The 25,050-nt window shown below is 69.7% G+C and carries 24 protein-coding genes; 10 read left to right on the forward strand and 14 right to left on the reverse strand.

The features are described 5' to 3' along the window. Positions 1-3 precede the first annotated feature (3 nt). The 5 genes from FBZ83_RS13820 to FBZ83_RS13840 all read right to left on the reverse strand — a co-directional run bounded on the left by FBZ83_RS13820 (position 4) and on the right by FBZ83_RS13840 (position 5,879). Positions 4-837, reverse strand: a complete 834-nt coding sequence (locus FBZ83_RS13820) for a class I SAM-dependent methyltransferase (RefSeq protein ID WP_247888296.1) — start codon at positions 835-837, stop codon at positions 4-6. A gap of 95 nt (positions 838-932) precedes the next feature. Beyond that, a complete protein-coding gene (locus tag FBZ83_RS13825; RefSeq protein WP_186466077.1) occupies positions 933-2,270 on the reverse strand; it encodes a hypothetical protein in 1,338 nt (445 codons plus the stop codon). Next, on the reverse strand, positions 2,267-3,079 hold the full coding sequence (locus FBZ83_RS13830; RefSeq protein ID WP_145683761.1) for a WecB/TagA/CpsF family glycosyltransferase: 813 nt from the start codon (positions 3,077-3,079) through the stop codon (positions 2,267-2,269). Before FBZ83_RS13830 ends, FBZ83_RS13825 begins: the two co-directional genes overlap by 4 nt. Beyond that, the gene (locus tag FBZ83_RS13835; protein WP_247888297.1) at positions 3,076-3,816 is read right to left on the reverse strand and encodes a polysaccharide biosynthesis/export family protein; all 741 of its coding nucleotides are present in this window, start codon (positions 3,814-3,816) and stop codon (positions 3,076-3,078) included. The genes FBZ83_RS13830 and FBZ83_RS13835 overlap by 4 nt, the downstream gene beginning before the upstream one ends. Continuing rightward, on the reverse strand, positions 3,807-5,879 hold the full coding sequence (locus tag FBZ83_RS13840; RefSeq protein ID WP_186466078.1) for a GumC family protein: 2,073 nt from the start codon (positions 5,877-5,879) through the stop codon (positions 3,807-3,809). The genes FBZ83_RS13835 and FBZ83_RS13840 overlap by 10 nt, the downstream gene beginning before the upstream one ends. Before the next feature lie 356 nt (positions 5,880-6,235). On the opposite strand from FBZ83_RS13840, the gene FBZ83_RS13845 reads away from it, so the two are divergent. Continuing rightward, positions 6,236-7,066, forward strand: coding sequence for an FkbM family methyltransferase (locus tag FBZ83_RS13845; protein ID WP_145683765.1), 831 nt, complete (start codon positions 6,236-6,238; stop codon positions 7,064-7,066). A gap of 38 nt (positions 7,067-7,104) precedes the next feature. On the opposite strand, the gene FBZ83_RS13850 is transcribed toward FBZ83_RS13845, so the two are convergent. Further along, positions 7,105-7,485: a hypothetical protein gene (locus tag FBZ83_RS13850; protein WP_145683767.1), complete on the reverse strand. Its 381-nt coding sequence runs from the start codon at positions 7,483-7,485 to the stop codon at positions 7,105-7,107. Between the two features lie 98 nt (positions 7,486-7,583). Between FBZ83_RS13850 and FBZ83_RS13855 the strand changes: the two genes are divergently transcribed. The 3 genes from FBZ83_RS13855 (at position 7,584) to FBZ83_RS13865 (ending at position 9,632) form a co-directional block, all read left to right on the forward strand. Then, positions 7,584-8,903 carry an oligosaccharide flippase family protein gene (locus FBZ83_RS13855; protein ID WP_145683769.1) on the forward strand — a complete coding sequence of 440 codons (1,320 nt, stop codon included), beginning with the start codon at positions 7,584-7,586 and terminating at the stop codon, positions 8,901-8,903. Positions 8,904-8,964: 61 nt separating this feature from the next. Further along, complete coding sequence (locus FBZ83_RS13860; RefSeq protein WP_145683771.1) at positions 8,965-9,246, forward strand: type II toxin-antitoxin system Phd/YefM family antitoxin; 282 nt, start codon at positions 8,965-8,967, stop codon at positions 9,244-9,246. Next, positions 9,246-9,632 (forward strand): type II toxin-antitoxin system VapC family toxin, encoded by a 387-nt coding sequence (locus tag FBZ83_RS13865; RefSeq protein ID WP_211101659.1) that lies wholly within the window; start codon positions 9,246-9,248, stop codon positions 9,630-9,632. Before FBZ83_RS13860 ends, FBZ83_RS13865 begins: the two co-directional genes overlap by 1 nt. 185 nt (positions 9,633-9,817) lie before the next feature. Here FBZ83_RS13865 and FBZ83_RS13870 read toward each other — a convergent pair whose 3' ends face one another. Further along, positions 9,818-10,891, reverse strand: coding sequence for a LacI family DNA-binding transcriptional regulator (locus FBZ83_RS13870; RefSeq protein ID WP_145683775.1), 1,074 nt, complete (start codon positions 10,889-10,891; stop codon positions 9,818-9,820). A gap of 209 nt (positions 10,892-11,100) precedes the next feature. On the opposite strand from FBZ83_RS13870, the gene FBZ83_RS13875 reads away from it, so the two are divergent. From FBZ83_RS13875 to FBZ83_RS13900, 6 genes are all read left to right on the forward strand, one after another. Next, on the forward strand, positions 11,101-12,945 hold the full coding sequence (locus FBZ83_RS13875) for a glycoside hydrolase family 2 protein (protein WP_211101660.1): 1,845 nt from the start codon (positions 11,101-11,103) through the stop codon (positions 12,943-12,945). A 14-nt stretch (positions 12,946-12,959) separates the two neighbouring features. Continuing rightward, positions 12,960-13,943: a TRAP transporter substrate-binding protein gene (locus tag FBZ83_RS13880; protein WP_145683779.1), complete on the forward strand. Its 984-nt coding sequence runs from the start codon at positions 12,960-12,962 to the stop codon at positions 13,941-13,943. A gap of 46 nt (positions 13,944-13,989) precedes the next feature. Then, complete coding sequence (locus FBZ83_RS13885; protein ID WP_145683781.1) at positions 13,990-14,499, forward strand: TRAP transporter small permease; 510 nt, start codon at positions 13,990-13,992, stop codon at positions 14,497-14,499. Positions 14,500-14,646: 147 nt separating this feature from the next. After that, entirely contained in the window at positions 14,647-15,948 is a 1,302-nt protein-coding gene (locus FBZ83_RS13890; RefSeq protein ID WP_145683783.1) for a TRAP transporter large permease, read from the forward strand. Between the two features lie 67 nt (positions 15,949-16,015). Then, complete coding sequence (locus tag FBZ83_RS13895) at positions 16,016-18,394, forward strand: TIM-barrel domain-containing protein (RefSeq protein ID WP_145683785.1); 2,379 nt, start codon at positions 16,016-16,018, stop codon at positions 18,392-18,394. A gap of 280 nt (positions 18,395-18,674) precedes the next feature. Beyond that, a complete protein-coding gene (locus FBZ83_RS13900) occupies positions 18,675-19,349 on the forward strand; it encodes a TerC family protein (protein WP_145683787.1) in 675 nt (224 codons plus the stop codon). Between the two features lie 104 nt (positions 19,350-19,453). Here the strand turns inward: FBZ83_RS13900 and FBZ83_RS13905 are convergent, their stop codons facing one another. Genes FBZ83_RS13905 through FBZ83_RS13935 form a run of 7 tightly spaced genes read right to left on the reverse strand, consistent with a single transcriptional unit; the run spans position 19,454 to position 25,044 of the window. Further along, positions 19,454-19,801, reverse strand: a complete 348-nt coding sequence (locus tag FBZ83_RS13905; RefSeq protein WP_145683789.1) for a RidA family protein — start codon at positions 19,799-19,801, stop codon at positions 19,454-19,456. A 56-nt stretch (positions 19,802-19,857) separates the two neighbouring features. Continuing rightward, a complete protein-coding gene (locus FBZ83_RS13910; RefSeq protein WP_145683791.1) occupies positions 19,858-20,637 on the reverse strand; it encodes a transporter substrate-binding domain-containing protein in 780 nt (259 codons plus the stop codon). 35 nt (positions 20,638-20,672) lie between these two features. Beyond that, positions 20,673-21,035 (reverse strand): RidA family protein, encoded by a 363-nt coding sequence (locus FBZ83_RS13915; protein ID WP_035680295.1) that lies wholly within the window; start codon positions 21,033-21,035, stop codon positions 20,673-20,675. A 38-nt stretch (positions 21,036-21,073) separates the two neighbouring features. Then, a complete protein-coding gene (locus FBZ83_RS13920) occupies positions 21,074-22,201 on the reverse strand; it encodes an NAD(P)/FAD-dependent oxidoreductase (RefSeq protein ID WP_145683793.1) in 1,128 nt (375 codons plus the stop codon). A gap of 17 nt (positions 22,202-22,218) precedes the next feature. Then, positions 22,219-23,637, reverse strand: a complete 1,419-nt coding sequence (locus tag FBZ83_RS13925) for an NAD(P)/FAD-dependent oxidoreductase (RefSeq protein ID WP_247888298.1) — start codon at positions 23,635-23,637, stop codon at positions 22,219-22,221. Then, positions 23,634-23,930: a (2Fe-2S)-binding protein gene (locus FBZ83_RS13930; RefSeq protein ID WP_145683795.1), complete on the reverse strand. Its 297-nt coding sequence runs from the start codon at positions 23,928-23,930 to the stop codon at positions 23,634-23,636. The genes FBZ83_RS13925 and FBZ83_RS13930 overlap by 4 nt, the downstream gene beginning before the upstream one ends. Continuing rightward, a complete protein-coding gene (locus FBZ83_RS13935; RefSeq protein WP_145683797.1) occupies positions 23,911-25,044 on the reverse strand; it encodes an NAD(P)/FAD-dependent oxidoreductase in 1,134 nt (377 codons plus the stop codon). Before FBZ83_RS13935 ends, FBZ83_RS13930 begins: the two co-directional genes overlap by 20 nt. Between the last annotated feature and the right edge of the window lie 6 nt (positions 25,045-25,050).

Below are 25,050 nucleotides of genomic sequence, written 5' to 3' on the forward strand. Positions count from 1 at the left end.
TCTTTACCCCTGCACGAAGCGGCGGATGATCGGCTTCAGCGCCTGTCCCAGCGGATGGGAGCGAAGCCGGCGGGTCAGGCCAGTCTGCCGGATGAACTGCATCGGCGTCCGCGGCGTGCGGAACACGGTCACGGGCTGGCCGAACAGTTCGGTGTCACGCACGAAGTGGCGCGACGGCGTCGCCCCGACCAGCATGGCGCGGTAGCGCTCCGCCCAGTCCGGCCGGGCCAGAAGCAGCTTGTTGTCGCCGATGGCGAAGGGGGCGAGGGCTCCCGGCCGGTCGGCCATGAAGCGGCACATGCCCTCGGACACGGCGGGGAATTCCGGGTTGAAGTAGTCGTCGAGGACGATCACCCCGCCCTCGCCCAGGCTGTCGTCGGCGACGCCCAGATCATGGCGCGTGATGTCGGCCGTGTGGCCGCCGTCGATGCTGAACAGGCGGACCGCGGGGCCGAGCCGGTCGGCGAGGCCGCTCCAGGACAGGGCCAGCGAGTTGCCCTTGACGACCTCGACCGACGCCGGTTCGATTCCGAAGCGGACGAGGTTGCTGCGAAAGGCCGTTTCGTCGCCTTGCCCCGACTGGTCGACGTTGAACTGCTGGTCGTCGAACAGATCGATGGCGAAGGCCCGCTCACCCGGCCGGCGCACCAGCGCCAGAAGGATGAACAGCCGTCCGTGATGAACGCCGATCTCGCCGACGCTTCCCGTCACGCCCTCGGCGCTCTGCCAGACGCCGACGGTGGCGATCAGGCTGGCGTCCAGGCGCGACAGCCAGCCGTCCACGCGGCGATGGCCGCCCTGGACATAGCGGTGCAGCGGCGATGATGGCGCTATCATGGGTTGAGATGTCATGATGACCTATTACTACCACACTATTTAAAATGGATTAAGACAGCATTGGCGTCGCTGGCACGATAATTTTCGACAAAGAGTCACAATCGGCCTTTGCGATTTCGTTGCATTTTGAAGAATTCCGGTGAGCGGTTGACTGATGCTTCCGTTGCGCCAGCCTGTTGACGGGCGGTGCGCCAGTAGAGGGCGAGCGCCATCACGCTCGCGACCTCTCCGGGCGTGAAGACGACGGAGTAGATGGTGGAGGTCGCCAGGGCGAACAGGACGTAATCGCCCAACGCCTGGGTCATGGGGTCGCCAGGGACGACGGAGCGGCGGGCGCAGCGCAGCGCCGCGACGTAGAAGGCCGCGATCAGCACCGCGCCGATGACGCCGTATTCGAAGACGATGCCGATCCAGCCGATGTCGGCGAGATAGAACTGGTTGTTGCCCAGGATGTCGGCCAGGGTCACGTTGCTGAAGCGGGTGATGGCGCCCACCCCCAGCAACCAGCGCAACGGCGTCACCTCCAGGTAGTCGAGCGCCAGGACGATGGAGTTCTGGCGGATCGAAAGCGAGGCGCCGAGCATCTGCTCGGCCCGGCTGGCGAGGTCGGCGCTGTAGATGGCGGCCAGGACGATCGTGGACAGCAGGGCCATGCCGACCGCCAGGATCCGCCACCAGCCGCGCGCCGAGGTGATCATGGCGAAGCCGACCACCAGGACCACGCTGCCCAGAGCCGTGCGCTGCTTGTAGATCAGGACCATCAGCAGCAGCCCGACCAGCAGCAGCGGGATGGTCCACCATTCCCGGTACGCGCAGAACCGCCGGGACAGGTAGAAGAGGAACAGCACGCCGAAGAACATCGGCATGAAGATGCGCGGGCCGCGCTCAACGTCGTACATCAGCAGCTTGCTCTTCAACGGGTCGGTGGCGTAGGCCTCCGGCGGGAGGACCAGCCACAGAGCGAGCATGATGACGAAGGTGCCGGCGCCGAGCGCGATCAGCGCGGTGCGCACCTGGGGCAGCGTCGGGCGGAGCAGCGTCAGAAGGGCGGCGAGGGAGAAATAATAGGCGAAGGGCCAGACCTTGACCGTGGTCGCCATCGCGTCGGTCAGCCCGTTGCCGAGCTGGACCATGGACACCGCCGGGGTGATCGCCACGAGGTAGGCGAGCAGGGCGATGCACAGCGACTTGAAGGGCAGCTCGATCTGCGCCAAGGCGTAGACGGCGAGCGGGATGGTCAGGACCGGCCAGCTTTTCGACAGGGCGTACAGCGGCGGAAGGTCGACCAGATAATGGAAGCTCTGCCCGAAGAGGGGCAGCACCGCCAGCAGCAGCATCACCGTCAGGGAGTGGGGCAGGGAACGGCGGGGCACCGCCACCCGGACGGGCGACAGGATGCGGCCGCGCTGCCGGGCTCCCAGATCGACGATCATGGGCGCGCCGCCGGCTTCGGGCGCGCCCGGCCCCGCTGCTCCGCCCACCAGGCCGACAGCGCGATGCCGAGCAGCGGCAGGGAATCCACGAAGACCCGCCGGGCGTGGCCGCGCGGATTCTGGGCCAGCCGGTACAGCCATTCCAGGGCAAAGCGGCGGAACAGCGGCGGCGCGCGCTCGACCAGTCCCGTCACGAACAGCAGCGAGCTGCCGACGCACAGCCCGACGCCGGTGGCCCGACCGGTGTTCCGGATGGCCAGCGCCAGGCATTCCGACTGCGGCGCGCCGACCGCCAGGAAGACGAAGCGGGCCGGGTGGTCCAGCACGAAGCGGACGCAGCGCTCGACCTCCCGCGGGTCGGCGGAGAAGCCCATCGGCGGTGCGTGCCGGGCCAGCCGGGTCAGGCCGAAGCGGTCGCGCAGGCGGCGCTCCAGCTCGTCGTTGCCGCCGATCACCGTGATGGAATCGCCCGGCGTGATGACCTGCGCGAACAGGTGGGCGGTCAGGTCGCTGCCGCTGGCGCTGGGCAACGGCTTGCGGAACAGGCGCCGGGACAGGTGCCGCATGATCTGGCTGTCGCACAGCCGCAGCCACGCGCCGTCGTAGGCGGCGCGGAAGCGGGTGTCCTCGCCCTGGTGAAGCCGCACCACATGCTGCGCGTTCGGCGTCACGACGTAGGCGAAGGGCGCCTCCGGGGCCCGCGCGGCGATCGCCTGGGCGGCGCCGGCCACGTCGAGGCGGCTGATGGCGACGCCGAAGACGGAGTCCGCCGGGTGCTCCTGCGCCGGTTCGGTCTGGGGCGTCATCATGGGAAGGTCGTGATGCCTCCGGTCTGACGGCTGATGGTGTAGTTGAACGTGCGCTCGAACGGCACGACGCGGTTGATGAACTGCTCGACCCACAGGCCGGTCTCGGCGATGGAGCTGCGCGGCACGAACAGGATGTCGCCGGCGACCAGCGGCACGTCACCGACCGCTGCCCCGGTCTCGATGAACCGGCGGGTGTCGATGGTGCGCAGCATCGGCTTGTTCTCGGGGTTGCGGCGGATCAGCACCACCTCCTCGTACCGCGCCTCGCGGTCGAAGCCGCCGGCCAGCATGATCACCTCCATCACGCCGATGCGGCCGTTCAGCAGGTAGGTGCCGGGGCGGGCGACGGCGCCACCGATGTAGGCGCGGTTCGACGGAGTCTCCTTCAGCCCGATGCTGACCTGCGGCGCGCGCATCCAGCGCCGCGCGCGCGTTTCGACCACGCTGGCCAGCTCGCCCGGCGTCAGCCCCGCGGCATCGACCTGCCCGGCCATGCGCAGCCCGGCGGAACCGTCGGGACCGATCATCACCTCCTCGTCCATGTCGGGGGCGAGCATGAACTTGACCTGGAAGCGGTCACCCGGACCCAGCCGGTAGGGCGGGGTGGAGTCCTCCCAGCGGGCAAAGCCCTCCGGCATCGCCTCCTTCGGAGTCAACGACTGGCCGGTGCACGCGCCGAGCGCCAGCAACGCCGCCAACAGGAAGCCCCGCATCGCGGCCATCCGCATCACAGCCATCGGTAGATCACCTGGGGAATGTGGAAGTGACGGCCGGTCAACACCAAGCCGACGATGTCGCCGCCGGACGCGAGGATGGAGTCGCGCATCCGGGCGGCGACCGGCGCACGGGTGTGCTCAGCGCGGGCGACCAGGATGTTCGCGTCCACCATCGGCGACAGCCGGCGGGCAAGATGGCTGTTCCCGATCGGCGGCGACAGAATCAAAATGATGTCAAAGCGTTGATTCAGCCGTTCCAGCATCTGGCGCGACTGGGCGATGGGGGTGCGCAGGCTGCCCAGCGCCGATCCCGTCGCCTGCCGCGACACCCAGAGCAGAGGCACAGCGGAGGGCAGGGTTTCGAGGTCGCCGGTGCCCTGCGGCTCGATGGTCGGCAGCCGCTCGCCGGCTCCGCCGTCCGCTTCCCCGTCCGTCTTATCGTCGGCCCCCGCGTTGATCGCGGCCAATTGGCCGGTGCCGTCCCCGCAGAGGTCGATGACCAGGGTCCGCAGGCCCCGCCCCTTGGCGAATTCCAGGGCGAGCCCGCGCGCCACGATGGCGTCGCCGTCGCCGTCGTTGGCGGTCACGAACTGGATCAGCGCCATCGGCTGGTCGTCCAGGCCGTGGTCGCGCAGCTGGGCGGCCAGATGGATCAGCTCCTGCTGGGCGCCGGGGGACACCAGTTCGCCGTCGGTGTCGGTGAAGCTGGCGATGGCCGGAACGGCCAGATCGCGCTCGATCTCGTGCGGCAGGATGTAGACCTGGCGCAGCCACGTCGCCAGCACGCCGGCCGCCCCGCCCAGCAGGATGCCGCCGACCAGACCGGCGATGATGAAGCTCGGCGCCATGCTCGTCCCGGTCGCCGGGGCCACCGCCGGCTGCACGACGCGGACGTTGGAGAAGCGCACCTTGGCGGCCTCCTCCTCGGCGCGGGCGGCCTCGGTGCGCTGGGCGTAGTCGCGATAGATGTCCTCCATCACGCCGCGCGTGCGCTCCAGGTCGCGCAGCTCGCTTTCCGCCTTGCGCAGGCGCCCCACCTTCTCCACCGCCACCGTGTGCTGGCGGTTCAGCTCGTCGAGCTGCCGGGCCACCGCGTCCTGCTCGATCTCCAGCGTCAGCAGATGGTTGTTCAGGAAGGGGATGGATGGATTGCGGACCTCGCGCGTGGTGTTGTAGACCGGCTTGTCGCCGCCCTTCATCGACTGCCGGACCGTCCGGATCTTCCGCTCCAGCTCCTGAAGGGGCGGGTAGTCCGGCAGGAACTGCGAGGCCATCCGGTCGCGCTCCAGCTCCAGGCGGAGCAGAACGTTGCGATCGTCGTCGTTCTGGGTCTGGTTGCTCTGCTCCCGGAAGTCGAACACCCGCTCCGGCAGGGCGGCGAGCCGCTTCTTGGCCGCCGTGACCTCCGCCTGGAGGGCGGCTTGGCGCTCCTGGGTCTGCCGGCGGCGCTGCACGATGCTGTCCACCTGGTTGGCGGCCAGCAGGCTTTCCTGCCCGAGATCGACGATGTCGTATTCGGACTTCAGCGCCTGGATCTGTCCCTCAAGGCTCTTCAGCTGGTCGGAGTGGCGGGCCAGTTCGGAGGCGAGGAAGGGCGAGCGCGGGACGTCGAAGATCGCCCGGCGACGCTTCAGGTAGGCGTCGGCCAGGGCGTTGACGGTGTCCGCGGCGAGGTCCGGGTCCTCGTGGCTGAAGCTGAGGCGCACGATGTTGGAGGAGGATTGCTGCTCCACTTGAAGGCGGCGCTTGAACTTGTCGATGGCCTTCTCGAGCTGGTCCTGCGGGCTGTCGGCGGGCAGCAGGCCGAAGAGGCGCGGGTGCGCGATCTCCGGAAACAGGGTGGCCGGGCCCAGCGCGCTCAGCGTGTCCTCGATCACCCGACGGCTTTCCAGAATGCGGATCTCGCTGTCCACCGACTTCAGCCCGTCGATCGACAGGATGGAGGGCAGGGTCCCGGCCACGTCGCTGATCCCGGCGTGCGAGCGGTCGATCATCATCATGACCAGACTTTCCGCGGAGTAGCGGGTGCGCGCGTAGGTGGCGGCGGTGAGGCCGGCGATGATCGAAAGGAGGGCAACGATCAAAATGATCCGCTTGTGATAAAAAGCGAGTATCAGAAGATCGCGCGGCGTAAATGCCGACACACCGCTTGAAAACAGCACGCCATGCGATTGCTGAGCCGGCGAGCCATCCAGCTGGTCAGCCGATTGACTTTGCCTGCGATTTTCCAGATGTTGGGACAGCATCTTTTATGGGTACCGTAGCGTGTGGATCGAACACTTAACCGATATGGTTTACCACGCCCGGTGTAGAGCTGTCATGGGGTGCTTGGGCTTTTGAAGCATTTTGTCTCAATTTTTAGCTATTTGCTTTTTGCCGAAACCCCTCACTTTTGGTTGGGTCCCAGGATGCCGGCCCCAGCCCCTCCGAGCCACGCGCCATGAACCACACACTGTCCTCCCTGAAAGCCGCGATCGAGCTTCGCCACCCGCGGGTGTTCCGTCGCCTGACCTGGCTTCGGGACCGGCTCGCGCCCTATTACGCCGAACCGGAGCTGCGCCTGCTTCCCGCCCTGTGCGTTCCGGGAGAAGCCGCCTACGACATCGGCGCCAACAGCGGCATTTACACCTTCTGGCTCTGCCGGGTCGCGGCCAGCGTGACCGCCTTCGAGCCGAATCCGAAGCTCGCCGGGCTGCTGGAGAGCAAGTTCGCGCCGCTGATCGCGTCCGGCCGGCTGCGGGTGGAGGGCTGCGCGCTGAGCGATGGCGACGGGTCGATCGTGCTTCATGTGCCACGCTCGTCCGCCCTGGCCTCGGTCGAGGCGGGGGCGGTGGGCGCCCATGGCGAGGAGGTGGAGGCGGTCACCGTCCCGCGCCGGACGCTGGACGGCTACGACGATCGCCCGGTCGGCTTCCTGAAGATCGATGTGGAGGGGCACGAGTCCGCGGTGGTCGGCGGCGGCCTCCGCCTGATCGGGCGCGACCGCCCGAACCTGCTGATCGAAGCGGAGGAGCGACACAATCCGGGAGCACTGGCGGCGCTGCAGGCGCGGCTGGCGCCGCTGGGCTATCGCGGCTATTTCGTCCTGGCGGGACGCCTGTGCACGCTGGACGGCTTCGACCCGGATCGTCACCAGTCCCGTTCGGCCCTCAACGCGGCGGGCACGCACCGCATCAAGGGGCGGATCTACATCAACAACTTCATCTTCGTCGCGCGCGACGGCGTGGCCGACCGGCTGCGCGCGGCGCTCGGGCAGTCAAGCGGGAGCTGACCGCGGCAGCGGCGGTATCGGCGGTATCGGCGGCGGCATCAGCGGCGGCAGTCGACCTCCGGCCAGGGCCGCTTCTGGTAGAAGGGGCGCAAGGTCAGGATCGTCGCCACCTTCCAGATGCGGCTCTGCCGCTCGGGACACAGGTTGTTGACCGCCGACGTCGGGTTGCCGCGCCACCAATCGGGAAGGTGGACCTCGACCTCGTAGGTGTTCAGGTGCAGCTCGGGTTCGCGAATCCACCAGCCATAGGGCAGACGGTCGAAATGGGTGCGGATTTCCTGGCGGATGTCGATGGCGCGCCATTCCTCCGTATCCTGCGCGGCGGCCGGGCGGCCCTGCCCGAGCAGCGCCGCGGCAAGGCACAACGCCAGCGCCGCCTGGATCTTCCGGTGCCCTCGCCCTGTCATGGCCATGGTCATCAACCGACTGTTCTCCTCGCGCGGCCCGACACGGCCGGTCGGCGCGCGTCCCGGGATTTCTTCCGCTTCCGCAACAACCCTTTATCCCACAGAGCGTGATGCGTCTCCAGACATGGCGTGCCCTCGGGCGTTACGGCATCGGCCTCGGGCTGCGCGGGGTGGAGGTCGTCGGCAAGCTCGGCCTCTATATCATAGCGGCGCGCGCGCTGGGCGCCCATGATGCCGGCCTGTTCTTCCTGTGCCTGACCTGGATCGGCCTGGCTTCGACCATGGCGCGGCTGGGGCTCGAACGGGCGATCACGCGGCACATCGCCGCCGAGCTGGCCATCGGCCAAGGCCTTGCGGCGGGCCGCGACCTGCGGACCGGCCTGATCGGCACGGGGCTCGCCGCCACCCTGGCCGCGGTGGTGGCCTATGCCCTGGCCGGACCGGCGTCCCACCTGCTGTTCGGGGCGCCGGACCTCGAAACGCCGCTGCGCCTGTCGGCCCTGGTCCTGCTGCCGCAGACCCTGACCATCACCCTCGGGTCGGCGCTCGCGGGGTTGAAGCGGGGAATCGCCGCGCAGTTCGTGCAGAACGCGCTGTGGCCTGTGCTGATGCTCGCCGCCCTCCTGGCGGGAATTTCCAGCCTCGATTCCCTGATCCTGGCTCTGGCCGGGTGCTTGACCCTCAGCGCCCTGGTCGGGACGGCCCTGCTCGTGCGCGACCGCCACCGTTTCACCGACCAGCCCGTGCCCACCGATGCCGCGGCATCTGCCAATGACCGGGCGGAGGTTCTGCCGTCGCTCTGGCACACCGCGCGTCCCCTGTTCGTCGTCGAGCTGGTGCAGGTGTCGCTGGCATCGCTGCCGGTGCTCGCGCTGGGCGTCTTCGTGGACGCGGCTTCGGTCGGTGCGTTCAGCGTGGCGAACCGCATCTCCATGCTGGTCTGGGTCGTCGTCATCTGCATTGGCACCTTTGCCGCGCCCAACTACGCTGAACTGCATCGCCGCGGCGAGACGCAACGGCTGCTGGCCATGAACCGCGGCGTCATGCTGACCGTCGCGGCGCTGGGCCTGCCGATGGTGTCGGTCATGATGGCCGCGCCGGAGCTGTTGCTCGATCTGATCGGGCAGGGCTTCGGCAGCGCGGCGACGGCGCTGCGCATCCTCGCCGTGGGCCAGATGATTCATTGTCTGCTGGCCTGCCAGGACATCCTGCTGGCCATGACGGGACATGGGCGGGCGCTGCGCCGGCTGAACCTGCTGCAGCTGGCGGTGTGCATTCTGCTCGGCGCCGTCCTGATTCCGGTCTTCGGCATGATCGGAGCGGCGGTGGTGACCGCCCTGACCATTGCTCAAGGAGCGATTGGGACGACGCTGGTGCGCCTCCTGCTGTTCCGGAGACCCAGGGAGGCCGCAGCGGTCGAACGCGCCTGACCAACTTGACCAAAGCGACGGCCCGACCCATATTGGTCAAGCTGGTCAAGGAGAGGAGCCCATGGGCCATATCAGCCTTTATGACGCGAAAACGCACCTGTCGGGTCTGGTCGAGCGGGCGGCGGCCGGCGAGGAATTCGTGATCGCCAAGAACGGCGTCCCCATGGCCAAGCTGGTTCCGCTGGCCAAGGTGACGGAGCCCCGCAAGCCCGCCCGTGCGATGGGCATCATCCGGATCTCGCCGGACTTCGACGAGCCCGACGCGCAGATCGAGGCGCTGTTCGCCGGTGGTGAACCGGACGATGGGCAGGATGACCGGCCGGTCGACGCGGCGGACCGCTGATGGACCTGCTGCTCGACACCCACGTCTTCCTCTGGTGGGACGCCGGCGCCGACCCGATCAGCCCGGCGGTGCGGGCCATGATCGCCAATCCGCACAACCGCGTCCATGTGAGCGCAGCCTCGGTGTGGGAGATTGCGATCAAAAGCAGCAAGGGAAAGCTGGCCTTCACCGGTTCGCCGAGCGCGGCCATTATCTTGAACGGTTTCCTGCCGCTGGCCATCGACCCGGTGCACGCCGAGCGCGCGGGTGGTTTGGAATGGGCGCATCCGGACCCGTTCGACCGCATGCTGGTGGCGCAGGCCCAAGCCCAGACCCTGACGCTGGTCCATGCCGATGGCGTGATCGCCGACTACAAGGGCGTCGCGCAGATGTGGGCGCGTCCGTAACGACTCAACAGGCTGATTGACCGCGACGAAAGCCGAAGCGTCGGGGAAACGCCTTTCCGTGTTATTTTCCATAACGCGCCTTATGGGATTTATGTGCGCCTCTAAGAGCACTCTCTCGCCACATCCACCAATCGATTTCGTACGAACGCTCTCCGGTTCGTGGGGGTCACGGCCCCTGTTCCCGCTCAGCGCCGCAGGACGGACTCGGTTTCGCCGGGCAGGCGCCGGTTGCGGATGGTGAGCTGGTGGGTCAGCAGCAGCGGGTCCGGCCGCTCCTCCCCGTTCCAGAGCCGGTGAAGCATACCCACGATGGCCGGGCCGAAATCGTCGGACGGCACGCGGACCGAGTTCAGCCAGTCGGCGATCCACGGGTTGATCGGGTTGTCGTCGAAACCGAAGAAGGCCACGTCGCCCGGCACCTCCAGCCCGGCCTCCCGTGCGCGGCGGTAGGCGCCGTAAGCCAGAAGGTCGCTCAGGCAGACGATCACCGGCGGGCGGTCCGGCCGCTCCAGCATCGTCCCCATGGCGTGGTAGCCGGCGACGATGTGGTCCAACCCCGGGCCGGTCGCGCAGGGGATCGCCGCCGTGTCGACCCCCGCCGCGGCCAGCCGGTCGAACAGGCCGAGCAGGCGCCAATGGCCGGCGGTGCGGTCCAGCGAAGCGTGGAGGACGCCGATGCGGCGCACCCCACGCTCCAGCAGCCGGTCGGCGATCTCCGCCCCGGCACCGGCGTTGTCGAGTCCGACATAGGGTGAGAACGGGTCGCCGGGGTCCGGGCGGTTCACGAAGACCAGCGTGTCGCCGGCGGCCCGCGCCTCGTCCAGCGCCGGGCTGTCCACCGCGCCCACCAGGATCATTGCGCGGACGAGTTGGGCGCGCATCTCGCGGATGTACTCGTCCTGAACGTCGGCGCGCTCATGCGTGTCGCACAGCGACATCACCAGCCCCTCCCCGCGCAGCGACCATTCGATGGACGAGGCGATGGCCGCCATGGAGGGGTTGGCGAGATTCGCGGCCAGCACGCCGACGATGCGGCTCTCCCGGCGGCGCAGCGCCCGCCCGACGCTGCCGGGCCGGTAGCCCAGCTCGCGAATCGCCGCCCTCACCCGCTCCGCCGTCTCCTCCGTCGCCTTGTTCGCGACGCCGTTGATGACGCGCGAGGCGGTGGCGACCGACACCCCGGCGCGGGCCGCCACCTGGGCGAGCGACGGGGTGAGCGACGTGCGCGAGGCGCGCTTGCGGTCGGCTGGCGGGGGCATGGCACCTCGGTCTGCGCAAGAGGGTTGGCGGTGGGCGGCGGCGTGAAAACCGGTTGCGTAGAGATGCACGCCCGCCTATTGTTTCGGCAAGGGTAATCGATTTCCCTCGGCAGTGACATCGCTATCGACACCGGCCGACGGACGAATTGCCCACCACGCCCCTCCCACGAGGCGGGCGCGGAAAAGAAGAGATGAGGGAGAGGACGCTCATGACAGCCGAAGGCGCCGACCGCGCCACGGTCGTTGACCCCTACGACCATCTGCATGACGAAGCTTACGCCGACGCCTTCGCCCGCGCGCGGGTGGCCGCCGCGGCTCTGGTGACCGTTGCCGGACGCGCCGTCGAGTCGCTGGACGGTGACTGGTGCTTCGCCATCGACCCCCATGACGAGGGGCTGCGCCAGACATGGTACGCCGACGAGCCGGTGCCGGCCGCGGACTGGACCGTTCCGCGCGATTACGACGACGGCGCGTGGCAGACCGCTCCGGTTCCCGCCTGCTGGAACATGCTGCGCCCGGAGTGGCGGCATTACGAGGGCGGTGCCTGGTACACGCGCACGCTGAACCATCAACCGGGCGAGGCCGGGGAACGCACCGTCCTGCACATCGGCGCCGCCGCCTACGAGGCGCGCGTCTTCCTCAACGGCCAATTCCTCGGCGCGCACCGCGGCGCCTCGACGCCCTTCTGCGTCGAGCTGACCGGGCATCTGCGCCCCGGCCCGAACCGTCTCCAGATCCAGGTCGACAACGCGCGCCGGGCCGACCGGGTGCCGATGCGCCACACCGACTGGTTCAACTACGGCGGCCTCTACCGCTCCGTCGCTCTGCTGCGCCTGCCGGCGCTGTTCATCCGGGACTTCGGCGTGACTCTGGTGCCGGGCAGCGGCTTTGGCCGCGTCGCCGTGGACGTCACGCTGTCTGACCCGGTGGACGGCACCGCCACCGTCGCCATCGACGGGCTGCTGCCGCCCTCCCCTCTTCCCGTCACCGCCGGGCGCGGGCGGGTGGAGTTCGACCTCGCTCCGGAGCTGTGGTCGCCGGACTCGCCGCGCCTCTACGGCGTCACCCTGCGCTTCGGCGCCGATTCCGTGGCCGACCGCGTCGGCTTCCGCGAGATCGCCGTGGCGGGGGAGCGCATCCTCCTCAACGGGCGCAACGTCACGCTGCGCGGCGTTTCGGTCCATGAGGACGATCTCACGCTCGGCAAGACCAGCGACGAGGCGGACATCCGCCGCCGGTTTGCCGACGCCAAGGCGCTGGGCTGCAATTTCCTGCGCCTCGCCCACTACCCGCACGACCCGCGGGCGGCGGCCATCGCCGACGAGGTCGGGCTGATGCTGTGGTCGGAGATTCCCGTCTACTGGGCCATCGACTTCGCCAACCCCGACACCTACGAGGACGCCGCGAACCAGCTCGCCGAGCTGATCGCCCGCGACCGCAACCGGGTCAGCACGATCCTGTGGGGCGTCGGCAACGAGAACGCCGACACCGACGCCCGCCTGTCCTTCATGGCGCGGCTGGCCGCGCTGGCCCGCCAACTGGACCCGACGCGGCTGGTGACCGCGGCCTGCCTGATCGACCGCGAGCGCTTCGCCATCGCCGACCGGCTGGCCGACCATCTCGACGTGATCGGCCTCAACGAGTATTTCGGCTGGTACGAGCCCTCCTTCGACGGGCTGCGCCGTCTGCTCGCCAACTCCGCCCCCGGAAAGCCGGTCATCATCTCCGAATTCGGCGCCGACGCGGTGGCGGGCTTGCGCGGCGGCCCGCGCCAGCTCTTCACCGAGGACTGCCAGGAGGCGGTCTACCGCGAACAGCTCGCCATCCTCGCCACCGCATCCTACGTGCGCGGGATGACGCCCTGGGTCCTCTACGACTTCCGCACCGAGCGGCGGCAGACCGCCTTCCAGCGCGGCTGGAACCGCAAGGGGCTGATCGCCGAGGACAAGACCACCCGCAAGCGCGCCTTCGCCGTCCTTGCGGATCATTACCGGGCGATGGCCGACGCCGAAGCGCCCGCATCGCCGCGCACCGATTCAGCCAAATCACGATAACCGGAGGAACCGTCATGTTCGCGTTGAACCGTCGTCACGCCGCTCTTCTCGCCGCCGCCGTCGTGGGCCTCTCCCTCGCCGGGCCGGCCGCCGCCAAGACCACGCTGCGCCTCGGCCATGGGCTGGCCAAGGGCCACCCGGTGGACGTTTCGCTGGACGAGTTCGCCAAGCTGGTGCGCGAGCGCAGCAAGGGCGAGCTGGACATCAAGGTGTTCCCCGCCGGCCAGCTCGGCCAGCAGCGCGAACTGATCGAGCAGATGCAGAACGGCGCGCTCGACCTCGTGCACGCCAACGCCTCGCCGCTCGCCGCCTTCGAGCCGAGCTTCGGCGTCTACGACATGCCCTTCCTGTTCCGCGACAACGACCATTTCTTCAAGGTGGTCGAGGGCGCGGTTGGCGATGAGATCCTGGCCTCCAGCCGCGCCAAGGCCTTCGTCGGCCTCGCCTACTACGACAACGGCACGCGCAGCTTCTACGCCAACAAGCCGCTGGCCAAGCCGGAGGATCTGAAGGGCCTGAAGGTCCGCGTCCAGCCCGGCCCGATCGCCACCCGCATGATCAACCTGCTGGGCGCCACCGCCACCCCGCTGGCCTGGGGCGAGGTCTACACGGCCCTGCAGTCGGGCGTCGTCGACGGGGCGGAGAACAACGTGACCGCCCTGTCCCTGGCCCGCCACGGCGAGGTGATGAAGGTCTACACCCGCGACGAGCACACCCGCGTCCCCGACGTGGTGCTGGTCGCCACCGCGACGCTGGACCGCCTGAAGCCGGAGCAGCAGGAGCTTCTGCGCCAAGCCGCCCGCGACAGCGCCAAGGCCCACAACGCCCGTTGGACGGCCGAGCTGGAGAAGGCCGAGGGCGAGGCGGCGAAGATGGGCGTCAAGTTCGTCGACGCCGACAAGGCCGCCTACCGCCAGGTCGTGCAGCCCATGTACGACGACCTGAAGTCGACCCCGGCGCTGGCCACGCTCGCCGACCGCATCCAGGCGGTCAAGTAAGCCCCCACCCCGCCCGCCCGCCGCGTCGAAACCGAGGAGCGCCCCCATGCTGGACACCATCCACCGCACGCTCGACCGCCTCGTGCTCGCCATCACGATCCCGCTGACGGTCGCCATGCTGGGCTGCGTGGTGTGGCAGGTCGTCGCCCGCTACGCGCTCAACGTCTCGACGTCGGCGACGGACGAGATCGCCCGCTTCGCCTTCATCTGGGTCAGCCTGCTCGGCTCGGCCTATGTGCTGGGCAAGCGCGGGCACATCGCCATCACCGGGCTGGTGGACCTTCTGCCGGCCAGGCCGCGGTGCGGCGTCGAGATCGCCATCGCGGCGCTGGTCGCCCTGTTCACGGTGACGATCCTGTGCGGCGGCGGCTGGCTGCTGGTGGACAAGGCGCGCACGCTCGGTCAGGTCACGCCGGCGCTCCAGCTGCCGATGTGGATGGTCTACGCGGTGATCCCGCTCTCCGGCGTGCTGACCCTGATCTACATGGTCATCGCCCTGCTGGAGAGCCTGCGCGAAGGGCCGGGCGTGACCAGCCACGCCGTCTCGCTCGACTGATACGGCTGGAAAATGATCACTTCCATCATTTTCCAGCCGTGAAACCCGGCAGATCAATGCCTTGGCATTGATCGAGAGGGTCATGCCGGCGGCGCCTTCAGGTGCCGTCGGTATGACGCCCACCCCTTCCGTCGCGGAAACGCAGCCATGGACTTCTCCCCCGCCCTCGTCCTCAGCGCCGCCTTCGTCGCCTTTCTGGCCTTCGGCGTGCCCATCTCCTACGCCACCGGACTCGCCTCGATCACGGCGCTGCTGACCATCATGCCGCCGCTGCCGGCGATCTCGGTGACGGCGCAGCGCATCGCCACCGGCCTGGACAGCTTCGCGCTGCTGGCGATCCCCTTCTTCTTCATGGCCGGCTCGATCATGAACCGCGGCGGCATCGCCCGCCGCCTGATCGACTGCGCCAAGGTCTTCGTCGGCTGGATGCCCGGACCGCTGGCGCAGATCACCATCCTCGCCAACATGATGTTCGGCTGCGTGTCGGGGTCGGCGGTGGCCGCCGCCTCGGCCATCGGCGGCACCATGCAGCCGTCGATGGACAAAGCCGGCTACGACCGCAGCTACACCGCGGCGGTCAACATCTCCTCCTGCATCACCGGGCTGCTGATCCCGCCGTCGGGCGCCTTCATCGTCTATTCGCTGGTGTCGGGCGGCACCTCCATCGCGGCGCTGTTCGTGGCCGGCTACCTGCCGGGCATCCTGCTCGGCCTGTCGGTGATGATCCCAGCCTGGATCATGGCGAAGAAGCGCGGCTACGCCCGCCTGCCCTCCCCGACCCTGTCCCAGTCCTCGCGCGCCATGCTGTCCGCCCTGCCCAGCCTCGGGCTGATCGTGGTGGTGATCGGCGGCATCGTCGGCGGCATCTTCACCGCGACCGAGGGATCGGCCATCGCCGTCGTCTACGCGCTCGCCCTGGCGCTCGCCTACCGGGAGCTGTCGCTGGACGACATCATGCAGATCCTGATCGACACCATCGTGGCGACGGCGGTGGTGGCGCTGATGGTCGGCACCTCCATGGCGATGGCCTATGTGATGTCGCTGGCCGAGATCCCGCAGATCATCGGCGACTGGGTGCAGTCGGTGTCCGGCAACTGGATCATCGCCCTGCTGCTGGTCAACATCGTTCTGCTGCTGATGGGCACCTTCCTGGACATCACGCCGGGCATCCTGATCTTCACGCCGATCTTCCTGCCGGTGCTGGTGGAGCTGGGGGTGGACCCGGTGCATTTCGGGGTGATCCTGGTGTTCAACCTGTCGCTCGGCATCGTCTCGCCGCCGACCGGCAGCGCCCTGTTCATCGGCTGCGCCGTGGCGCGCGTGTCGATCGAGCAGGTGATCCGGCCGCTGATCCCGCTCTTCGCCTGGAGCACCGCGGCGCTGCTGGTGGTCACCTACGTGCCCGGCCTGTCGCTCTGGCTGCCCAGCCTGTTCGGCCTCATCAAGTAAGCCGCGCCCTGCCCTCAGGAACCGGCCTTCCAATTTCAGGTCTCATGACGTCAGGAGTTCACGCGCCATGCGCACGCTGACCGGCGCCTCCCTCGTTGCGCCCGCCCCGTCCCGCGACGGGGCGCAAGCCGGCCCCCAGGGGATCGCCTTCGACCTCGACCGCGGCTACCGCCTGACCCTGTTCCCGCTGGGGCCCGCGCTGGCGCGCGTCCTCATCGAGCGGCCGAACGGGCTGCGCGCCCCGCGCACCTGGTCGCTGGCGCCCGAGCTGTCGGGCCAGACCGACCCCGCGCTGGCCGACCCCATCGACGGGCGGGACCGCCGCGACCTGACCGGCTTCCCCGGCACCCCGGCGGCGATTGAGGAAAGCGCCGACAGCGTCACGATCACCACCCCCGGCTGGCGCGTCGTCGTCCAGCGCGCCCCCCTGGCGCTGCGCTGGTACGAGCCGGCGGCGGAGGGCGACGGCTGGCGCCTCGTCCTGGCCGACCGGCCGACCCAGCCCTACCTGTTCGACGACCGCTCCCCCCGCTTCGCCCACCATCTGGTCAGCCACGCCGGGGAGCGCTACCACGGCTTCGGCGACAAGAGCGGCGGCACCGACAAGCGCGGCCGGCGCCTCGCCATGGGGACGACCGACGCGCTCGGCTACGACGCGGAGACCAGCGACCCGCTCTACAAGCACATTCCTTTCTGCCTCAGCGTGCGGCCGGAGCGCGGCGGGGCGGCGGTCGGCGTCTTCTACGACAACCTGTCGCGCGGCCACTTCGACCTCGGCCAGACCATCGACGCCTACCACGGCGACTTCATCCGGTTCGAGGCCTCGGACGGCGATCTCGACGGCTACGTCCTGTTCGGGCCGAGCGTTGCGCAGGTCGTGGCGAACTTCACCGCCCTGACCGGCCGCACCTCCTTCCGGCCGCGCTGGGCGATCAGCTACTCCGGCTCGACCATGCAGTACACCGACGCGCCGGACGCCGGGGTGCGGCTGCTCGGATTCCTCGACGCGCTGAAGGAGCACGATCTGCCCTGCGGGTCGTTCCAGATGTCGTCCGGCTACACGATGATCGGCGACAAGCGCTACGTCTTCCACTGGAACCGCGACAAGTTCCCCGAGCCGGAGGCGGTCACCGCCAAGTTCGCCGAGGCCGGCGTCCATCTCGTCGCCAACATCAAGCCGGCGCTGCTTGACGACCACCCGAAATTCGCCGAGGTCCAGGGCTTCGGCGGCTTCGTGCGCGACAGCGACGCCCCGGACCGCCCGCAGACCACCCAGTTCTGGGGCGGCGACGGCGCCTACCTCGACTTCACCAACCCGGCGACCACGCGCTGGTGGATGGCGAACGTCACGAAGGAGTTGCTGGAGCGCGGCATCGGCTCGACCTGGAACGACAACAACGAGTTCGAGATCTGGGACGACGCGGCGGTCTGCGACGTCAACGGCCATGGCGGCACGATGGCGACGCTGCGCCCGGTGCAGACGCACCTGATGATCCGCGCCTCGCATCTGGCCCAGGTGGCCCACGCGCCGGACAAGCGCCCCTACCTGATCTCGCGCTCCGGCGGGCCGGGCCTCCAACGCTATGTGCAGACTTGGTCGGGCGACAACCGGACGAGCTGGAAGACGCTGCGCTGGAACCTGCGGATGGGGCACGGCTTCAGCCTGTCGGGCCTGTTCGACTACGGCCACGACGTCGGCGGCTTTGCCGGTCCCCGGCCGGAGCCGGAGCTGCTCATGCGCTGGATCGAGCAGGCGGTCTGGTGGCCGCGCTTCACCATCCATTCCTGGAACGACGACGGCAGCGTCACCGAGCCCTGGACCTACCCGGAGCTGCTGCCCCAGGTGAAGGCCGCGCTGGACTGGCGGGAGCGGCTGGTGCCGCTGCTCTACACGCTGCTGTGGCGGGCGCACCGCGACTACGAGCCGGTGATGCGGCCACTGTTCTACGACTTCCCCGACCAGCCCGGGGCCTACGGGGAGGAGGACAGCACCATGGTCGGCGACCGGCTGTTGGTCGCCCCGGTCCTCGACCCCGGCCGGACGGAGCTGGAGGTCTGGCTGCCGGCGGTGCCCGGCGGCTGGTACGATCTGCGCGACGGCAAGCGTTACGACGGCGGCGGGCGAGTCACCGTGGCGGCGCCGCTGGGCGTGTCCCCGGCCTTCGTCCGGGCCGGCACGCTGCTGCCGCTCGGCCCCGCCCCGTCCTGGGCCGAGGGTCCGCTGACCGTCCGCTGCTTCCCCGGACCGGAGGGCTACGCCCCGCTGACCCTGTTCGACGACGACGGGGAAAGCGTATGCCGCGACGAGTCCGTCTGCCTGCTGACCCTCACCGGCACGGACGCGGCCGCGCTGTCGGTGAGCCGCAGCGGCGGGCGGGCGCCGCGCTGGACCTCCCTGTCCATCGAGGCGGCGGACGGCACGCCGGTCGGCAGCCTGCCTCTCTGACCGGGCCGAGCGGCACGCCCACGTCCAAGGGCGTGCCGCCCCACCCCGCACAGGATCGCATGGCCGCCCCGGCGAAACCGAAGTGGTGGAATCCGGCGTGTTGGTATAAAGACCGGCTTACCAGGCCGGGCCCCTCTGACAGTTCCCTGAACTGTGATGTCGGACTGGAGACATTCAGAGTGGCCCCCGCCCGCCCGCCCCTGCCGGCAGCGTTTCTGCCGTGTGCCTGGTCCCGCCCGTGGGTGCTGCTCTCTTGCACTATGCTAGAGGAAGGCACCGCATGACCGATCTGTTCACAGCCGAAGCGCTCGCCGCGCTGCTCCAAGTCGTTGCCATCGACCTTGTTCTGGCCGGCGACAACGCCATCGTGGTCGGCATGGCCGCGGCGGCGGTGCCGCTGGCCCAGCGCCGTAAGGTCATCTTCTGGGGAATCGCCGCCGCCATGGGGCTGCGCGTGTTCTTCGCCCTCATCACCACCCAGCTCCTCGCCATCATCGGCCTGACCCTGGCGGGCGGCGTCCTGCTGCTGTGGGTGTGCTGGAAGATGTTCCGCGAACTGCGCAGCCACGGCGCCGACGAGATCGCCCCCGACGAGGCGATGGACGCGCCCGACCCCTCCTCGGGCACCGTCACCGCCGGTGTGGCGGGCAACGCCGCCGTCGCGGCGGCCGGAGCGACCACCTTTGGTGCTGCCATCTGGCAGATCGTGGTGGCCGACGTGTCGATGTCGCTCGACAACGTTCTGGCGGTGGCCGGTGCGGCCAAGGAGCACCCGACCATCCTGGTGATCGGTCTGGTCCTGTCGGTCGTCCTGATGGGGGCTGCCGCCAACATGATCGCGCATGTGCTGCACAAGCATCGCTGGATCGGCTGGGTCGGCCTCGCCATCATCTCCTACGTTGCGCTCGACATGATCTGGCGCGGCAGCAACGAAGTCCTCCGCCACATGGCGTGAGGACATGGCGTGAGGCCGGCCGCCGATCAGGGTCGGGCTCGTTGACCGGGGGCGCCCGCCGCACCATGACGGTGCCGGGCGCCCCCGTTCGTTTCAGGGTGTGGTTAGACGGCGGCCGTCACCACGACCTCGATCAGGATCGACGGGTCGCCCAGGTCGGCCACCCCGATGGTGGCGCGGGCCGGCAGATCGTCGCCGTTCAGCCACTCCAGCCACGCGGCGTTCATGCCGTCCTTGGCCTTCATGTCGGTGATGAAGAGCTGGGCGGACAGCAGCTTGGTCTTGTCCGTGCCGGCCATGGCGAGCACGGCGTCGAGCTTCCGGCAGATCTGGGCGGTCTGCTCCCGCATGCCGACGCTGACGTCGTCGGCGATGATGCCGCCGAGGAAGGCGATGCCGTTGCTGACGACGACGCGGTGCATGATCTTGGTCTTCTCAACGCGCTTGATCACGAGAACTCTCCCGGTTTTGGTTGGTATCGGTACGGTTGTTGGTCAGGGCTTGGTTTTCAGGGGGTGACGGTGAAGTCGACGTACTTGGCGGCGATGCGGGCCAGCGTGCCGTCCTGGACGACCGACGCGATCGCGGCGTCGAAGGCGGCCTTGAGGTCCGCGTCCTCCTTGCGCAGGCCGACGCCCACGCCGGGGCCGAACACCTCGGCGTCGACCAGCGGCTTGCCGACGAGTTGGAGCGCCTTCGAGGCGTCGCCCTTCACCCAGTCGGACGCGGTGGCGCCGGTGGTGATGGCGGCGTCGATGCGCCCGCTCTTCAGGTCGGCCAGCAGATTCGACGCGGTGTCGTAGTTCTTCAGCGAGACGGTCTTGCCGAAGTGCTTCTCGACGTAGCGGTAATGGGTGGTCGAGGTCTGGGCGCCGACCGACTTGCCGGACAGGGTGGCCTCGGTTCCATCGATGCCGCCGCCGGTGGCCGCCACGAAATAGGCCGGCACGACCATGTAGGGGACGGAGAAGGCGATGGCCTTCGCGCGCTCCGGCGTGATGTTCATGGTCGCCATGATCGCGTCGTAGCGGCGCGACAGCAGCCCGGGGATGATGCCGTCCCAATCCTGGGCGACCAGGGTGCAGCGCCGCTTCATGCGCTCGCACAGCGCGTTGGCCAGCTCCACCTCCAGCCCGCCGAGCGTGCCGTCGGGGGCGGTCATGTTGAAGGGCGGGTAGGCGCCCTCCGTCGCGATGCGCAGGGGCGGACCGTCGGCGCGCGAGGCCGTAGGGACGGCCGCCACGAGGGCGCACAGGCTCATCGCCAGCCCAAGGGCCAGACGTTTCATGAAAAACTCCGGTTTGGTGGGTCGGTAAGGGCCGGTCAGAGAGCGGCGATCACCTGGATCTCGACCAGCAGGTCGGGGTCGGCGAGCTTGGCCTCGACGGTCGCGCGGGCCGGGGCGTTGGCGCGGTCCACCCAGGCGTCCCACGCCGCGTTCATCGCCGCGAAGCCGGCCATGTCGGCGAGATAGACGGTGGCGGTGAGCAGCCGGCTCTTGTCGGTGCCGGCGCGCTCCAGCAGAACGTCGATCTGGCGCAGCACGTCGCGGGTCTGCGCCGTCACGTCGTGGGTGACGCCGCCCATGGCCTCGAAATCGGCAATCTGGCCGCACAGATAGACGGTACCGTTGTGAACGACCATCTCGCTCATCCGCGGGCCGCAATCGAAACGCTGAATCGTCAAAACGTGGGTCTCCTGAAAAGGCCGCTCCGCCGGAGCGGTCACGCGGCGGCCGCCGTGTGGCGGAATCGCTGGATGCGGAAGGCGTCGACGGGCAGGTCGCTCGCCCCGCGGGTGATCAGGTCGGCGGTGATCCGCCCGACGATGGGGCCGAGCTGGAAGCCGTGGGCGGAGAAGCCGAAGGCGTGGAACACCCCCTCCTCCGTGCCGCTGGGGCCGATCACCGGGATGTCGTCGGGCATCCGCGCCTCGATCCCCGCCCAGGCGCGGACGATGGTGGCGCTGCGCATGATCGGGAACAGGTCCCAGACCGTGCGGGCGTTGGTGGTGACCTTGGCGAAGTCCAGGTCCGTCCGGTTCTCGTCGCGGTAGGCCCGGCCCAACAGCCCGCCGCCGATCAGCACGGTCCCGTTGGGAAACTGCTTGAAGGACAGGGTGCGGCCCGTCGCCCCGACCACCGGCTTCAGGAAGGGGGGCACGCGGGCGGTGATCATCAGCATGGGCGCGATGACCTCCAGCGGCACCGGCTCGCCGAGCTGGGCGGCCAAGCGGTCGGCCCAGGCCCCGGCGCAGTTGACCAGCACCGGCGCCTCGTGCGCCACGCCGTCCGCCGTCTCCACCCGCCAATTGCGGCCCGAGCGGGCGACCCGCGCCACCGCCGCCCCCTCGTGGAAGCGCGCACCCAGGCTCTCCGCCTTGCGCTTGAAGGCGAAGGTCGTGCGGTAGGGGATGGCCGCCCCGTCGCGTCGCGACACCAGGGCGCCGAGGCAATGCTCCGCGATGGACGGGACGAGGCGGCGCAGCTCCGCCTGATCCACCACCTCCTCGTGCGTGAAGCCGAGTGCCGTGAGCTGGGCCGCCCGCTCCCGGCAGGACTCAAGCTCCGCCTCGGTCTCCGCGACCTTGAGCTGGCCGTGGCTTTCGAAGCCGCAGTCGTCGTCCACGAGGTCGCGGATGCCGTGCCACAGCGCCATCGAGGCGACGGACAGCGGCACCTCCGCGGCGCGGCGGCCGAGCTGGCGCACCCCGCCGGCGTTCACGCCGGAGGCGTGGCGGCCGATGTGGTCCTTCTCCAGCACCAGCGCCCGCACCCCGCGCAGGGCGAGGTGCAGCGCGGTGGAGCAGCCGTGCAGGCCGCCCCCGACGATGATGACGTCCGGCTCCGCCATGGCGTCCCCCTGCCCGGTCAGTGGTGCATCACGGCGGCCACCTCGTCCTCGGCCTTGGGCAGCGAGGCGAGTTCGGCCAGCGTGATCGGCTTCACCGGCGGGCGCAGCCGGTAATAGCCGACCTCCGCCGGGGAGACGCCGCGGGCGTCGGCGATGACCTCGACCACGGTCGGGCCGCACAGCCGCCCCTGGCACGGCCCCATGCCGCAGCGCAGGAAGGACTTGGTCTGGTTCGGCCCGCTGACGCCCAGCTTCACGGCGTCGCGCACCTGCCCCGCCGTCACCTCCTCGCAGCGGCAGACGATGGTCTCGTCGGCGGGGACGCGGAACTCCCGGCCCGGCCGGTAGAGCGCGTCGAGGAAGTCGCGGCCGCGCAGCGCCCGGTCCAGCGCCTCGCGGTGCGGGGCGGCGTCGCGGTCGCGGGTGGCGCGGTCGATCGCGCCCAGCCGGTGCAGGGCGTCCAGCGCCGTCAGCCGGCCGCGGTGCTCCGCCGCCAGCGCGCCGCCGATGCCGGCCCCGTCGCCGGCGATGGCGACTCCCTCCACCGACGTGGCGCCCCAGCCGTCGACGTCCGGCACCCAGCAGCGCTGCGCCTCGTCCCAGGACTGGGCGCAGCCGATGGCGTTGGCGAGGTTGATGTTGGGGATCACCCCGTGATGCAGCAGGAGCGTGTCGGCCGGAAGGCGCTGCTCGGCACCGTCGCCCTGGCGATAAACGACCGTCTGCACGCGCCCGTCGCCTTCGGCGCGCAAGGCGGAGACGTTGCCGATCACCTTGACCTTGCGGCGGACCTCCAGCAGCAGCTTCAGCCCCTTGCCGACATAGCCGGAGCGGGCGAAGGCCGGCAGGAGCGGCATGGCCCGCCGCCAGTTCTCCCGCGGCGTGGTGTCGAGGATCGCGTCGATGCGCGCCCCGGCCCGCAGATACTGCCAGGCGAGCAGCCAGAGCAGCGGTCCGCTGCCGGCCATGACCACGTTGCCCGAGGCGATGAGGCCGGAGGTCTTCAGCAGGATCTGCGCCGCCCCCGCCCCCATCACGCCGGGCAGCGTCCAGCCGGGAACCGCGAAGGGCCGCTCCAGCGCGCCGGTCGCCAGGATGACGTGCCGCGCCGGCAGGATTCGCGCCGCACCGTCGCGCGACAGGCCGATGTCGAGCGTGCGCGAGACGCTCCACACCGCCGCACCGGGCAGGTAATCGGCGCCGCTGTCGCGGAACGGCCCGACCAGATCGGCGCCGTGCCAGTAGTCGGTCCCGAGCACGCTGGGATTCTTCACCGGCGAGCGGGTGATGGCGCGGTAGATCTGGCCGCCGGGGGCCGCCTGCTCGTCGAGCAGGACGGTGGACAGGCCGCGCTTGGCGGCCAGCGTGGCGGCGGCGAGGCCGGCCGGGCCGGCGCCGATCACCGCCAGATCGTAACGAGGCTTCAGGTCGGTCACCGGTCGATCTCCCGCTTGCCGTTCTGGGTCTCCACCCGCATGCCGGGGCGGACGCGGATCTGGCAGCCCTGCTGGTTGCCGGTGCCGTCGATGGTCACCAGACAGTCGAAGCACACGCCCATCATGCAGTAGGGACCGCGCGGCGCACCGGACACCGGGGTGGTCCGGCAGGCGCCGACCCCGTTGGCGATCAGGGCGGCGGCGACGCTGTCGACGGACAGCGCCTCGGCCGGGCGGCCGTCGATGGTGAAGGAGACGCGCTCTCCGCCCGCGTCAGGCAACCGCTGGAACATGGAACCTCCGGGCGCTGAAGGCCGAGAATTCGTCGGGCAGGGTGCCGGCGGCGATGTGCGGCGCCAGCGCCAGCGCGTGGTTGGCGGCGAGCGTCACGCCGCTGTGGCAGGTGGCGACGAAGGCGCCGGGCATGGTGGTGGACTGCTCGTAGATCGGGAAGCCGTCCGGGGTCAGCACGCGCAGCGCCGCCCAGGTCCGCACCACGTTCAGCTTGCCGAGCAGCGGGAAGATGCGCAGCGCGCGGTCGGCGATGGTCGAGGTGACGCCATTGCGCACCGTGGTGTCGAGTCCGACGTCCTCGAAGCTGTCGCCGATCATCACGCCGCCCTCGTCGGTCTGGCGGATGAAGCCGACCGGAAACTTCAGGAAGGGGGCGGTCTTCTCCGTCACGATGATGTGCCCGCGCTCCGGCCGCACCGGGGCGTCCAGCCCGACCATCGGGGCCAGACGGCGGGCGTCGTGCCCGGCGGCGATGACCACCTTGCCCGCCCGGACCTCGTCGCCCGAGGCGGTGACCATGCGGAATCCGCCGTTGCGCGGCTCGATCCGCTCCACCCGGTGGTGCGGCATGTAGGAGACCCCGGAGAGGCTCATCCCCGTGTGCAGGGCGCGCAGCAGCTTCAGCGAGTTGCAATGGCCGTCGAGCGGGCAGTAGCTCGCCCCGACCACGTCCTTGCCGATGAAGGGCATCTCCTTCGCCACGGCGGCGCGGTCCATCATCTCGTAGTCGTAGCGGACGACGTTCGGCTGGTTGTGCAGGCGGCGGAGCTGGCCGGCGCGCCGCTCCATCTCCTCCTCCGACAGCAGGGGCAGGAAGCCGCCCGGCCGGCGGTAGCACACGTCGATCCCGGTCTGCTCCTGAAGCCGCTCGGCGAAACCGGTCCACGTGTCGGAGGACATCTTGGTCCAGCCGGCGTATTCCGGCAGCCCCAGCCCCTTGCCCTGCACCCAGACCAGGGCGAAGTTGCCGCGCGACGGGCGGACGGCCACGTCCCCCTCGTCGAGGACGGCGACCGTCTGCCCCTGCTGGGCGAGACCCCAGGCGATGGCCGACCCGACCAGCCCGCCGCCGATCACGGCGACGTCGCAGTCGGACCTCGTTAACTCGGTCATGGTGAC

This window comes from Azospirillum brasilense, from assembly GCF_007827815.1.
In the GTDB taxonomy this organism is placed as follows: Bacteria; Pseudomonadota; Alphaproteobacteria; order Azospirillales; family Azospirillaceae; genus Azospirillum; species Azospirillum brasilense_C.